Annotated in this window: 10 protein-coding genes and 2 pseudogenes; 8 read left to right on the forward strand and 4 right to left on the reverse strand. The window is 73.4% G+C overall.

The features are described from left to right. Nucleotides 1-65: 65 nt before the first annotated feature. Nucleotides 66-1,049, reverse strand: coding sequence for a hypothetical protein (locus AQJ66_RS34380; protein WP_061930092.1), 984 nt, complete (start codon nt 1,047-1,049; stop codon nt 66-68). 230 nt (nt 1,050-1,279) lie between these two features. Next, on the reverse strand, nt 1,280-2,497 hold the full coding sequence (locus tag AQJ66_RS34385) for an MFS transporter (protein WP_063804113.1): 1,218 nt from the start codon (nt 2,495-2,497) through the stop codon (nt 1,280-1,282). 195 nt (nt 2,498-2,692) lie between these two features. Between AQJ66_RS34385 and AQJ66_RS34390 the strand changes: the two are divergent. The 7 genes and pseudogenes from AQJ66_RS34390 to AQJ66_RS34420 all read left to right on the forward strand — a co-directional run bounded on the left by AQJ66_RS34390 (nt 2,693) and on the right by AQJ66_RS34420 (nt 9,023). Then, nucleotides 2,693-4,817, forward strand: a pseudogene (locus AQJ66_RS34390) (SpoIIE family protein phosphatase). A 73-nt stretch (nt 4,818-4,890) separates the two neighbouring features. Next, nucleotides 4,891-5,691, forward strand: a complete 801-nt coding sequence (locus tag AQJ66_RS34395; protein ID WP_061930094.1) for an SAM-dependent methyltransferase — start codon at nt 4,891-4,893, stop codon at nt 5,689-5,691. Nucleotides 5,692-5,777: 86 nt separating this feature from the next. Continuing rightward, nucleotides 5,778-6,326: a phosphatase PAP2 family protein gene (locus tag AQJ66_RS34400; RefSeq protein ID WP_061930096.1), complete on the forward strand. Its 549-nt coding sequence runs from the start codon at nt 5,778-5,780 to the stop codon at nt 6,324-6,326. A 103-nt stretch (nt 6,327-6,429) separates the two neighbouring features. After that, on the forward strand, nt 6,430-6,732 hold the full coding sequence (locus tag AQJ66_RS34405; RefSeq protein ID WP_061930099.1) for a hypothetical protein: 303 nt from the start codon (nt 6,430-6,432) through the stop codon (nt 6,730-6,732). 494 nt (nt 6,733-7,226) lie between these two features. After that, nucleotides 7,227-7,718 carry a peptidylprolyl isomerase gene (locus AQJ66_RS34410; RefSeq protein ID WP_061930185.1) on the forward strand — a complete coding sequence of 164 codons (492 nt, stop codon included), beginning with the start codon at nt 7,227-7,229 and terminating at the stop codon, nt 7,716-7,718. A 100-nt stretch (nt 7,719-7,818) separates the two neighbouring features. Next, nucleotides 7,819-8,238, forward strand: a pseudogene (locus AQJ66_RS34415) (hypothetical protein); the annotation flags it as partial. After that, nucleotides 8,235-9,023 carry a ribonuclease BN gene (locus AQJ66_RS34420; protein ID WP_061930104.1) on the forward strand — a complete coding sequence of 263 codons (789 nt, stop codon included), beginning with the start codon at nt 8,235-8,237 and terminating at the stop codon, nt 9,021-9,023. The pseudogene AQJ66_RS34415 and the gene AQJ66_RS34420, both read left to right, overlap by 4 nt. Before the next feature lie 13 nt (nt 9,024-9,036). Here AQJ66_RS34420 and AQJ66_RS34425 read toward each other — a convergent pair whose 3' ends face one another. Together AQJ66_RS34425 and AQJ66_RS34430 are read right to left on the reverse strand one after the other, a co-directional pair. After that, nucleotides 9,037-9,930, reverse strand: a complete 894-nt coding sequence (locus AQJ66_RS34425; protein ID WP_061930107.1) for an NmrA/HSCARG family protein — start codon at nt 9,928-9,930, stop codon at nt 9,037-9,039. A gap of 126 nt (nt 9,931-10,056) precedes the next feature. Then, nucleotides 10,057-11,508 (reverse strand): purine-cytosine permease family protein, encoded by a 1,452-nt coding sequence (locus AQJ66_RS34430; RefSeq protein ID WP_208611521.1) that lies wholly within the window; start codon nt 11,506-11,508, stop codon nt 10,057-10,059. 230 nt (nt 11,509-11,738) lie between these two features. On the opposite strand from AQJ66_RS34430, the gene AQJ66_RS34435 reads away from it, so the two are divergent. Beyond that, on the forward strand, nt 11,739-12,569 hold the full coding sequence (locus AQJ66_RS34435) for a serine hydrolase (RefSeq protein WP_107119128.1): 831 nt from the start codon (nt 11,739-11,741) through the stop codon (nt 12,567-12,569). Nucleotides 12,570-12,592: the final 23 nt, after the last annotated feature.

Here is a 12,592-nt window from a genome sequence, read left to right on the forward strand (position 1 = left end):
GACTCGCCGGAAGATCATTTCATTTCGCGGCGCGTCGGCACGAGCGGTTTTGCGGCAGATGCGGCCTACACCAGGAAGGCGTTGACGCGGCCTGCGGCGATCTGCTTCTTGCCGGTGACCGGCTGGGCGACCGCCGGCTGCGGCGTGGCGGAGTTGACGCTCCACCGGTATCCGGCGAAGAGGTCCGTGCCGGGGTCGGCGTAGAAGACCATGTGGCCGTACCCGACGCCGCTGTGCTCGGTGTACGTGCTGTTGTCGTCGGCGATCTCGGCCCGGCTGTCGGGGTAGGCGCGGTAGCGGTCGATGCTGCTCTGGCTGGCCAGGTCGGGGCCGCCGTGCGGGCTGTTGGTGCAGTCGACGATCTGGAAGAGGTGCGGGACCACCCCGGTGATGCCGAGCTTGCTGTCCACCGAGGAGGAGAAGGTGCCCAGGCAGGAGCGGATCATCACCGTGTGACCGGTGTACGGGGTGCTCTTGACCGCCGGGTCGTAGTCCCAGGCGACGATGTCGCCCGGGCGCAGGTTGACCGGCTTGGTCACCGGGTCGAAGTGCGGCACGGCGGAGGCGTTCAGGAACCCGGCCTGCAGGTCCTCGGCGTTGGGGTACGAGGAGGTGCGGGTGGAGCCGTCCTTCGGCGGGAAGTACTGGTCGAAGTATGCGGACGTGGCCCAGCCGTACGCGGTGCCGGTGCCGTAGGAGTGCTCCAGCAGGGCCGTCATGAAGGACGCGCACTGGGAGAGGTTCTCGAACTCCTCCGGGTGTCCGGCACGGCCCCAGGTGACCTGGGTTCTGCCGAGGTTCTCCCCGTCGGCCTGCTCGACGTTGTACCGGTTGTGGTCCCACTGGCCGGTGCGCAGCCGCAGGTACTCCACCAGCGTCTCGGCCTCCAGCAGGTGCGGCGGCTTGAGCTTGAACAGTTCGGCGGTCGCGGGTTCGGCCGCGGCGGCGCGCGTCGGTGACACCAGGGAGGCGGCGGACGCGGCGAGCGCCAGGCCGGCGCTCCCGGCGAGCAGGTGACGGCGGGACGGGCGTGCGGAAGAGGCGGACAACGCGGCTCCTGGGATCGGGCTTCCGGTACGGCGCGGGGGAGCCTGACCCGACGCGGTGCGGGACCGGCCCGGGGCGTGCGGCCGCAGGGCGCGCCGAGGCGCGCACCGGTGCCGTGCACGGCCTGCCATGGACCCCCGTCCGTCGCGTCGACTCCCCGCGGTCTCCCCCGTCCCGCGGTGAGTGCCGGCGTCCGCCGGAGCGGACCGCCGCCTGATCAACATACGCGGTGTCAGCGGGAGTCGGCCCGCCGGGGCAGGTTCCGCCCGAGGTGGACGCCCACGGCCGCGACGAGCAGGACGGCGCAGCCGGTGAACACCAGCCCGGCCACGCGCAGGCCCAGCGTCACCGCCATCGCTCCCACGCCGACCACGGGCAGGGAGATGCCCACGTAGGCGACGACGAAGAACGCCGAGATGGTGGCGCCCCGGTGCTCCGCCGGCGCGGCGCCGCCCACCTCGGTCAGTCCGGCGCGGAACGCCATCCCCTGCCCGACGCCGCCGATCGCCGCGCCGGCCAGCAGCACCGGGAACGACTTCAGGTACAGGGAGGCGCCGATGAGCAGGAGCCCGGCGACGAGCACCGCGCAGCCGAGCGGCAGGGACCGTCGCGCACCCACGGTCGCCATGAGCATCTGCCCGCAGGTGGAGGCGCAGAACACGGTGAAGACGACGGCGCCGGCGACCGCCAGGTTGCGCTCCCCCAGCGTCCGGGCGAGGAAGGCCGGGGCGACGGCGGTGAAGAGGCCGAGCATGGAGAAGCCGGCGAAGGCGGCCAGGGCGCACGGGGCGAACACCCCGCGCACCTCGGGTGGCACCGTCATGCCCTGCGGCCTGAGGGAGGGCCGGGGGCCGGTGTGGTGGACCGTCTCGGGGAGCAGGAGCAGGACCACCAGGGCGACGGCCAGGAGCACCAGGTGGACGGCGAACGGCAGCTTCAGCGGCCACGGCGCGTACTCGGCCAGGATGCCGGAGACCAGGGGGCCGAGCCCGAGGCCGCCCATGTTGGCCGCGGTCGCCGCGAGGCCGGCCCGTCCGCGCCGCCCGGGCGGGGCCAGGTCGAGGACGGCCGCGGTGCCCGTGCCGCTCAGCAGCCCCGCCGACAGGCCCGAGAGCACCCGGCCGGCGTACAGCAGCGGAAGACCGCTCTCGCACAGGAAGCACACGGCGCTGAGGGCGGACAGGCCGAGCGCGGCCGTCAGCACCGGCCGCCGGCCCAGCACGTCGGACCAGCCGCCGGCGACCAGGAGGGCGACGATGACGCCGACCGCGTAGGCGGCGAAGACCACCGTGACGATCAGTTCGGAGAACCCGATCTGCTGCCGGTACAGGCCGTACAGCGGTGTGGGCAGTGTGGTGCCCATCATGCCCACGGCGAAGACGCCCGCCGCCGCCTTGTACCCCGGCCGTCGTCCGCGCCGCCGGCGCGGCTCCGTGTCGCTGCTGATCACACCCCACCATAGGCATCCGCGTCGCGCACGGTGCGCGACCGGGGTACCGCGCTGAGCGGTCACCGTGCGCCGGCCGTCGTCCGTGGTGCTTCGGGCGCACGCTTGGCTGTGATCCCCGCCGGGGCATATCGTCCTGGTACGGCTGCATTGGCACCAGGAGTGAAAGGGACTGCCGCGAGGGAAGCGGAGGGCGCCATGGGGCCCCGGGATCTGCCGGACGCTGGTGGATCACTGGACGACGCGCTCGGGGCGGGCCTGACCGATGTCATGCGCCGCACCGGCGCCTCGATCGGCGGGCTGTTCCTGATCGAGGAGCCGGTGCCGAGGCTGCGCCTGGTCGCCCTGTGCGCACTGCCGGCCGAGTTCGCCGAGCCGTGGCTGCGGCTGCCGCTGACCGCCCCGCTCCCCCACCGCGACGCGATCCGGGACGACCGGCTGGTGTGGATCGGCAGCCAGGAGGAGATGACCCGCCGCTACCCGCGGGCCGCGGCCGTCCTGCCGTACGACTTCGCGCTCGCGGCGATCCCGCTGAGCGGGGCGCGCCGCTGCTGGGGCGCCATGGTGCTGCTGTGGCCCGGCGACCACCCGTGCGAGGCGTCCCCGCGCGAACGCGGGGAGATCACCGCCGGCGCCCACCGGGTGGCCCGGCTGCTGGACGAGTCGTCCCGGCCGCCGGCGCTTCCCGAGCGGCCGCTGCTCTTCCCGCTCGAGACCGTGCGCCACCCCGCGCAGACCGGTATCGCCGCGCTCGACTACGTCGAGCGTCTGCCCGAGGGTGCCGTCGCCCTGGACCTGGAGGGCCGGATCACCTTCGTCAGCGGCACCGCCGCCCGTCTCCTCGGCCGTCCCGCGCAGCAGCTGCTGGGCACCCGTCCCTGGCGGGCGCTGCCCTGGCTGGACGACCCCCGCTACGAGGACCAGTACCGCACGGCCGTCGTCAGCCGCACCGCTCTGACCTACGACGCCCTGCGGCCGCCCGACCAGTGGCTGACCTTCTCGCTCCACCCGGACAGCAGCGGCATCAGCGTCCGGATCACGCCGTCGGGCCGGTGCGCCGCGCGGGAGGCGGCGCCCGCCGGGCAGCACCCGCCGGCGGCGCCGACCGGGCGCCTGTACCAGCTGGTGCACCTGGCGGCGGCGCTCACCGAGACGGTCACCGTGCGCGACGTGGTCGCCCTGATCGCGGACCAGATCCTCCCCGCCTTCCAGGCGCAGGGCATGGTCCTGTCCGTGGCGGACGCGGGCCGCCTCAGGATCACCGGGCACCGCGGCTACCGCCACGAGATCATCGAGCACCTCGACGGGCTCGCCCTGGACACCGACCTCACCCCGGCCGGCGCCGTCCTGGCCAGCGGGACGCCGGAGTTCTTCGCGAACCCCGCCGACCTGGCACGCAGCCATCCCCGGGCGCCCCGGGCCAGCGACAAGCGGGCGTGGGTGTTCCTGCCCCTGGTCATCACGGGACGGCCGGTGGGCTGCTGCATCCTGTCGTACGACCGTCCGCACACGTTCACGGCCGACGAGCGCGCCGTCCTCACCTCGCTGGCCGGCCTGATCGCCCAGGCGCTGGACCGGGCCCGTCTCTACGACGACCGGCACCGCCTGGCCGAGGAACTCCAGCAGGCCCTGCTGCCGCGCACCCTGCCGCGGACGCGCGGGCTGGAGGTCGCCGCCCGCTCGCTGCCGGCCGGTCACGGGCTCCCCGTCAGCGGGGACTTCTACGACCTGCTGCGGCTGGACGCCACCACGGTCGCCGCGGTCATCGGCGACGTGGAGGGCCACAGCATCGCAGCGGCGACGCTCACCGGCCAGGTCCGCACCGCCGTCCACGCCCACGCACGCGCCGGGGCGACGCCGGACCAGGTGCTGTCCCGCACCAACCGGCTGCTCGCGGACCTGGACTCCGAGCTGCTCGTCACGTGCCTGTGCGCGCAACTGGACCTGGCCCCCGGCCGGCTCACGCTGGCCAGCGCCGGCCACGTACCGCCCCTGCTGCGGGGGGCGCACCACGACGGGCGGATCCTGGAGATCGAGCCCGGCCCCCCCGATGGGCGTCGGCCCGGATCCGGACTATCCCGTCACCGAGGTGGCGCTGCCCGAGGGCGCCGTGCTGGCCCTCTACACCGACGGCCTGGTGGAACGGCCCGGTCACGACTCGGCGCGCGCCACCGCCGACCTCCTGAAGCACTTCGCGGACAGCGACGAGGCGTGCCTGGAGCGCCTCGCCGACAGTCTGCTGCGGCGCGCCTGGCCGACGGGCCGGTACACCGACGACGTCACCCTGCTGCTCCTGCGCGCGACCCGCAACCACCCGCAGTGACACGGCAGTTGATGTGCGAAGCTGTCGTCCACCGCAGGCGGGGGCCCGTGGCGGTCGTCGAGAGGAGCGCAGGGTGAGTCAGGACGGCGGCTTCGGCCTCGGGGAGATCGACACCAGCAGGCCGCACCCCGCCCGGATCTACGACTACCTGCTGGGCGGCAAGGACAACTACGAGGTGGACCGGCAGGCCGGCGACCGGCTCGCCGAGGCCGCGCCCGAGGTGCGCGCCGGACTGCGGGCCAACCGGGCCTTCATGCGGCGGGCCGTCCGGTACGTCGTCGGCAGCGGCGTGCGGCAGGTCCTCGACATCGGCACCGGGCTGCCCACCTCGCCCAACGTGCACGAGGTCGCGCAGGCGCTGGCGCCGGACGTGCGCGTGGCGTACGTCGACAACGATCCGATCGTGGCCGCGCACGCCAACGCGCTGCTCAGCAGCTCCGGTACGACCAGCGTGATGCTCGGCGACCTGCGCGACCCGCGCTCCGTCCTGGACGATCCGGTGGTCCGCCGGACGATCGACTTCGACGAGCCGGTGGCGCTGCTCCTCGTCGCCGTCCTGCACTTCCTCTCCGACGCGGAGGATCCGGCCGGGGCCGTCGCGACCCTGCGGGACGCGCTCGCGCCCGGCAGCTTCCTCGTGCTCTCCCACGCCACCGGTGACTTCGCCGACCGCACCGCCGCCCAGGCCGTCTACAGCAAGGCCACGGCCACGCTGAACCTGCGCTCCCGCGCCGGGGTGGAGCGGTTCTTCGACGGCTTCGACCTGGTCGAACCCGGCCTGGCGCAGGTCCCGTTCTGGCGCCCGGACGGCCCGCCGGAGCCGGGGTCCGACGGGATCGGCTTCTACGGCGGGGTCGCGCGCAGGGCCGGCTGAGCGGACGGACCGGCCTCCCGGGGTGAGCCGGCGACTGTGGTGAACGTCGCCGGTGTGGGCGGCAGATGACGGGATATCCGCAGCTCATGAGAGTGCGCGCTGGTTTCCATGGGGTCGATCGGGTCCTGACGCAGCAGGCGGCTTCCCGCATACCGAAGCGTGCCGGCAGGGTGCTGTCGGCGGTGGAGGAGGCGGCGGAGTCCAGCAAGCTGTGGTGGGGCGCCGCCGCGGTGATGGCCGCGGCCGGAGGGAGGCGGGGGCGGGCGGCGGCGGTCGCGGGCGTGTCCGCCGTCGCGGTGGCGCAGCTGGTCTCGAACGGGCTGTGCAAACAGCTCGCCGACCGGCCCCGGCCGCCCAAGGAGTGGATCCCGCACGACGAGGTGTACGACCGGCCCGACTCCTCCTCGTTCCCCTCGGGGCACACGGCGGCCGCGGTCGCCTTCACCGCCGCCGTCACGCCCGCCTGGCCCGCGGCCGGTGCCGTGTGCGCGTTGCCGGCCGCGATGGTCGCTCTGGAGCGCGTCCAGTCCGGTGCCCACTACCCCAGCGACGTCGCAGCCGGCGCCGTGATCGGTGCGGCGAGTGCCTGGCTCGTGCGGCGCGCACCGTACCCGCTCCTGCGCCGCACGACCTGAGCGGAGCCCTCGTAGCAAATTTGCGAGTGCGTGCGTGCGGGGGATGTGAGTGGGTAGGTGGGCCGACCGGAAGCTTCGACGGGCCGAGCCCAGGAGGTAGATCATGAAGCTGACGCGACGTATCGCGATGGCGGGCGTTTCCGCGGCGATCGCCGGAGGTGCGGTGCTGGCCACCGGCGGCGCGGCGACGGCCGCCCCCACGCCGGCGCCCGGACACGTGCCGGCCCCGCACGCCGCGGTCCGCACCGACACGCACTGCCAGGGTCACGGGACGGCCCGGCAGGCCACGGATCCGTGGATCGAGGGCCAGATCGCGACGTTCTACCCCTCGGCCGCCCACCGGCTCGCGGTGTTCGACCCCTGGGTCAAGGACCAGCTCGCCACGTTCGGCACCGCCGGCCAGTGAGCTCCGCCGGTGGGCGGAGCCCCGCTACAGGCCGAAGTCGACCTGTTCGATGTCGGTGAACTCCACCTCGAGGCCGTGGGCACGGCGGCCGCTGTCGCGGAAGTAGACCTCGCCCAGCGCCTGCGCGGCGATCTGCCGCAGCTGGTCCTCGGTGGCCCCCGCGTCCTGCGCCTCGAAGAGGCGGGCGGCGCGCCGGGGAGGCAGGGCCGGCCGCCCCGGACTCGGTCTTGCACGGCGGCCGGGCGACCGTGCCGGGCCCGCATCCCACGTCCAGCAGCCGTCCCGTCCCGTCGAGCCCCAGTACGCCGGCGAGCACGGGCACGAGGTCGGGGGCGTACGGCAGTCTGCCCCGTGTGTGGAAGGCGGCCGTGCCCGCGAACAGCGTCTCGACCCACACCCAGCCGTCGGTCACGGCGCTCTCCTCGCGCACGACACCCGGCCTCAGGGGGACCCTTCCGCGCGCCGGTGCGCCGCTCGACGGTAGGTTGATCGCCATGAGTGACAACGTGTACTTCGACATCACCATCAACGACGAGCCGGCCGGCCGGATCGTGTTCAAGCTCTACGACGACGTGGTCCCCAAGACCGCCAAGAACTTCCGTGAGCTGGCCACCGGCCAGCACGGCTTCGGTTACGCCGGTTCCTCCTTCCACCGCATCATCCCGCAGTTCATGCTGCAGGGCGGCGACTTCACCCGGGGCAACGGCACCGGTGGCAAGAGCATCTACGGCGAGAAGTTCGCCGACGAGAACTTCGACCGCAAGCACGACCGTCCCTACCTGCTGAGCATGGCGAACGCGGGCCGCAACACCAACGGCTCGCAGTTCTTCATCACGACCGTCGTCACGGACTGGCTCGACGGCAAGCACGTCGTCTTCGGCGAGGTCGTCGAGGGCCAGGACATCGTGGACCGCGTCGAGTCCCTCGGCAGCCGCAGCGGGACCCCCAGCGCCAAGGTCACCATCGCCTCCAGCGGCACGGTCTGACCCGGCACGGGCTACCGGGGCCGCGGACGCGGCCCGGTGCCGGCGCCGGCCGGTCCTTCCGGCCGGCCCGGGCGCCGGGCGCCGGGCCCGCCCGGTTTGCCGGGGCCTGACTGGGCTGGCGCTCCGGGCCGTTCCGGGCCCGCTGGCGGCGTGGCCGCCGTGGACGGCCGTGACGGACCTGCCCGCGCGGCTGCTGCTGGGGGTGCGCACCCGCGGCAGTGCCGGCGGGGGCCGCCGGGAGTGGTACGGCGCCCGCGACCTGCACCGTGTCACCGCCGTCGCCGCCACCCACGAGGGCCGGGACCTCGGCTCGCCGGCACTCGTCGTACCTCCGGTGCGCTTCGGTTTCGGCTCGACCCCGCGCCGTCCCGCGCTCGTGCGCGTCACCACCACGGTGGGGCCCGAGCGGGCGGGCACCGGCATGTCCGGCCGGGCACGGCGGGGTGTCTCGTCCGATCATGGCAGCGGGGACCCGGCCGGGGCCTGGTCCCGCGGCGGCGAGCACGGGAGGGCCCGGTGAGACAGTGGTGGCGCGGCCCGCACCGCGCGTGGGAGTGGCTGCATCTGCGCGTCCTGTTCCGGCACGGACGCGACCTGGAGCTGATGCACCGGGCGATGGGCTTCGCCACGCTGGCCCTGGTGACCCTGGCGCCGCTGCTCATCGTGGTCGCGGCGGGCGATCCCCTGGGGCGGGGCGGCTTCGCCACCTGGCTCACCGACGGCATGGGCCTGTCCGGCCGGTCCGCCCGTGCCCTCACGGACATCATCAGTCCGCCGCGGAAGGTCATCGACACCACCAGCGTGCTGAGCCTGGTCCTGCTGGCCGTGTTCGGCGTGTCCTTCGCGGGCAGCGTGCAGAACGGCTACGAACGCGTCTGGGGCGTTCCCGCCGGTCCCTGGCACCGGGTCTGGCGGCAGGCGACCTGGCTGGTGGTGCTGACCGCCTACCTCTACCAGGAGGTGCAGACCCGCGGCGCGCTGCACGGGTGGCAGCGGGTCGGGCTGTCCGCGCTGAGCGGGCTGCTGTTCTTCTGGTGGGGCCAGTGGTTCCTTCTGGGCGGCCAGGTGCGCTGGCGGTCCCTGCTGCCGGGCGCGCTGGCCACCATGATCGGCCTGGGCGGTCTGCGGGCCTTCTCCTACCTGGTCTTCACCCCGATGATCGTCACCAACGCGCTCAACTACGGCGCCGTCGGGACCGTGCTGGTGGTGGAGTCGTGGCTGATCGGCGTCGGGTTCGTGGTGTACGGGGGTGCCCTGTTCGGCCGCTGGTTCTGCGACCACCACTGGACGTCGCAGGAGAAGTGAGCGGGCGGGGGCCTCAGTGGCCCGGGACGGGTTCCCTGGGGTCCGGTGCGAGCAGGGCGGGCCAGTCCTGGGCCGCGGCCCAGTCGGCGAAGGTGTGCCAGCGCACCTCGGGGTGGGCGCGGCGCAGCCCGGTGACGTCGACGTCGAGGCCGGTGGTGCCGAGGTAGGCGAACATCGCGGCCAGGTCGTGCGAGCGGGTGCGGACGTGGGAGAGGGGCACCTCGCGGTGCCCGACCGGGCGGCCTGTCGCGGCGGACAGGGCGGCGGCGATCTGCGTGGCGGTCAGTGCGTCGGAGGCGAGGTCGATGCGGCGGCCGGTGAAGTCGTCGCGCCGGCGCAGGGCCAGGGCCGCGAAGGAGCCGATGTCCTCGGCGGGGACGAGCGTCAGGAGGCGGTCGGCCGGCATGGGCCAGGCGAAGGTGTCCTCGCGCAGGCCCCGCAGGGTCCAGCCGGAGGCGAAGTTGTCCATGAAGGCCGCCGGCGCGATGACCGTCCAGGGGACGCCCGTCGCCCGGAGATGGCGCTCGATCTCGGCCTTGCTGTCGTAGTGCGGGACGCCCGTTCCGCGGTCGGCGTGGGCGGCCGACGTGAACACGATGTGCCCGACGCGGGCGGCCGCCGCCGCGTCGAGCAGGGCCCTGCCCTGCCGGACCTCGGTCGCGGTGTCCGTCCCGAACGGCGTCGTCACCGCGAACAGCGAGCCGGCGCCCGCGAGCGCGGCGTCCAGGGAGGCGCGCTCGTCGAAGTCGGCGTGGCGCACGTCCGCACCGAGCCGGCGCAGTTCCTCGGCGGCCGGGCCGGCGGGGTCGCGGGTGAGCGCGCGGACGCGGTGCCCGCCGGCCAGCAGGGCACGGGCGGTGGCACCGCCCTGGACACCGGTCGCGCCGGCGACGGCGATGGTGGTCACGGAGGCTCCTTGTGAAGCGGGTCGGGGACGGACAGGATTATCACTGCGTTGCACATTGTCTGCGCTACGCAGAGGACAGGCTATCGGAATCTCGCTGCGTCACGCAGCTGATTAGGGCGCGGTGCGTCAGGGCTCGCGGTGCTCCCGGGCGGCCTGTTCCAGGGCTGCCGCCTCTTCCCGGGCCAGGCGGGTCTCGGCCTCGACGTCGATCGAGCGGGTCAGCCACCAGTACAGCAGCGCGGAGACCGGCAGGCCGATGAACAGGGAGATGTCGGCTCCGCCGAGCGCCTTGGCGGCGGGGCCGGCGAACATCGTGCCGACGGAGAAGAAGGGGACCATGGCGGCGAAGCCGACCAGGTAGGAGACGATGCCCTGCCATCCCCAGCGGCCGTAGATGCCGTTCGGGTTGAAGATCTCGGCGATGGCGTAGTGCCCCCGGCGCACCACGTAGTAGTCCATGAGGTTCACCGCCGTCCACGGGATGAACAGGTACAGCACGACGAGCAGGAAGTCGTTGAAGTTCCGCAGGAAGTGCGAGGTCGCGGCCAGCGCGCCCACCAGGGAGAGCCCGGCGGTCAGGCCGAGGGTCAGCAGGCGGACGCCGAGGGTCGGCCGGACCCGTTTGAAGGAGTCGATGCCGCTGATGAGGGTCAGTGAACCCCCGTACATGTTCAGCGCGGTGACCGAGATCAGGCCCAGGGCGGCGAAGAGCAGCACGATGGCGCCGAAGCCGGTGAACACCTTGTCGCCGGCGGCGTTGATGGACGGGATGGTGTCGAAGTTCTTGCCGGCCCAGGCGGCGAGCAGCGTGCCGAGCACCATCAGCCAGATGCCGCCGAGCGCCGAGCCGAAGTAGGTCCAGTAGAAGGTCTTGCGGACCGTCACGTCCGGCGGGAGGTAGCGCGAGTAGTCGGAGACGTAGATGGCCCAGCTGATCTGGTAGCCGGCGACCACGCCGAACTGCGCGAGGAACGGGGTCCACTTGAAGGCGCCGAGGTCGAAGGAGCCCGCCGGGTAGTGCAGGGTGACCAGGACGCCGACGGTGAAGATCCCGAAGATGACCAGGAAGGTGTACGTCAGGTAGCGCTCGGCCCTGTGGATGATGTCGTAGCCGACCAGCGCGATGAGCAACGCCACCGCGGTGACCACGACGACCCACAGTTTGACGCCGCCGTGCAGCGTGGCGTGCAGGGAGTCCGCGGCGAGGATGCTGTTGAAGACGTTGAACCCGGCGTACTGCACGTAGGCGAAGAGCCACACCAGCAGGGCGCCGACGTAGCCGAACTGGGGCCGCGACTGGATCATCTGCGGCAGGCCCAGCTGGGGGCCCTGGGCCGAGTGGAAGGCCATGAAGAAGGTGCCGATGACGGTGCCGGCCACGATCGCCAGCAGCGACCAGATGAGGTTGCCGCCCTCGGTGATGCTGATCAGCCCCACCGCCAGGGTGGCGATCTGGGCGTTGGACATGAACCACAGCGGCCCGAGGTGCCAGAGCTTGCCGTGCCGCTCGTCCAGCGGGACGTAGTCGATGGACCGGACCTCCAGGCCGGACACTCTGGGCTCCGCTGATGTGCTCATGACGCCTCCCGAGGCCGGTCCGCCTCTCCGGTCATCATCTTCCCCCCGCGCGGACACGGGCAACAGCGGGCGCCCGGCGGAGCCGGGGCCAAGTTCCCGCGATCTGTCGTTCTGCTCACAAACGGCGCCCGGAGGGGCCTGAAGTGGCACCGGTCACCTCGCCGGGCGGGCGTTTTGTTTAGGTTCGCAGTTCTGTGTCCCTGCCGTCTGCTCCGCCGAGGCCCCGCACCATGCCCTACCGAACCCTGTCCGCACGCCTGCGCCGGAACCCGCGCGGACGTACCGCCGTCCGCGGAGTGCTCATGGCCGCGACGGCCGCCCTGCTCGGGTCCGGTGCCCTCGCCCCGGCACCGGCCTCGGCCGCTCCGCGGGCCACGGCCCGTGTGACGGCGGCGGTGCTCGACCTGGACGCCACGGGCCGGACCCCGGCGGTGTACGGCGACGACTCCCCCTACGACACGGCCAGCATCATCAAGGTCGACATCCTCGCCGCGCTGCTGCTGCGGGCGCAGGACTCCGGGCACCCGCTGACCGCGCAGGACCGCGCCCAGGCCGAGAAGATGATCGAGCACAGCGACAACGCGGCGGCCAACGCCCTGTGGCGGCGCGTCGGCCTCGCCCCGGGCCTCGCGAAGGCGAACAGGCGGCTGGGGCTGACCTCCACCCAGGGCGGCCCGGGCGGCCGCTGGGGGCTGACCCGCACCACGGCGAGCGACCAGATACGGCTGCTGCGCGCGGTCTTCGACACCGCTGCGGCGGGCTCCCGGCCCGCCGCGCTCAGCGACGGCTCCCGCGCCTACCTCCGCACGCTGATGAGCCGGGTCGCCGCCGAGCAGTCCTGGGGCGTCTCGGCCGCCTCCGGCGCCGGCTGGGCCCTGAAGAACGGCTGGCTGCAGCGCGACACGACCGGCCTGTGGGACGTCAACAGCGTCGGCCGGATCACGTCCGGCGGACACCACTACCTCGTCGCGGTCCTCTCCGACGGCAACGCGTCGATGAAGGACGGTGTCGCGCTGGTGGAGCGGACGGCGCGGGCCGCCGTCTCCTCGGCGGCCCGCTGACCGCGTCCGTCAGGATGCGGCAC

The sequence above is a fragment of the Streptomyces bungoensis genome (assembly GCF_001514215.1).
Classification (GTDB): domain Bacteria; phylum Actinomycetota; class Actinomycetes; order Streptomycetales; family Streptomycetaceae; genus Streptomyces; species Streptomyces bungoensis.

Excerpts from the sequence above, each read along its gene's own strand:
- AQJ66_RS34405 (WP_061930099.1), top strand. The coding sequence starts at position 6,430 with ATGAAGCTGACGCGACGTATCGCGATGGCGGGCGTTTCCGCGGCGATC.
- AQJ66_RS34400 (WP_061930096.1), top strand. The coding sequence starts at position 5,778 with ATGAGAGTGCGCGCTGGTTTCCATGGGGTCGATCGGGTCCTGACGCAG.
- AQJ66_RS34410 (WP_061930185.1), top strand. The coding sequence starts at position 7,227 with ATGAGTGACAACGTGTACTTCGACATCACCATCAACGACGAGCCGGCC.
- AQJ66_RS34435 (WP_107119128.1), top strand. The coding sequence starts at position 11,739 with ATGCCCTACCGAACCCTGTCCGCACGCCTGCGCCGGAACCCGCGCGGA.
- AQJ66_RS34430 (WP_208611521.1), bottom strand. The coding sequence starts at position 11,508 with ATGAGCACATCAGCGGAGCCCAGAGTGTCCGGCCTGGAGGTCCGGTCC.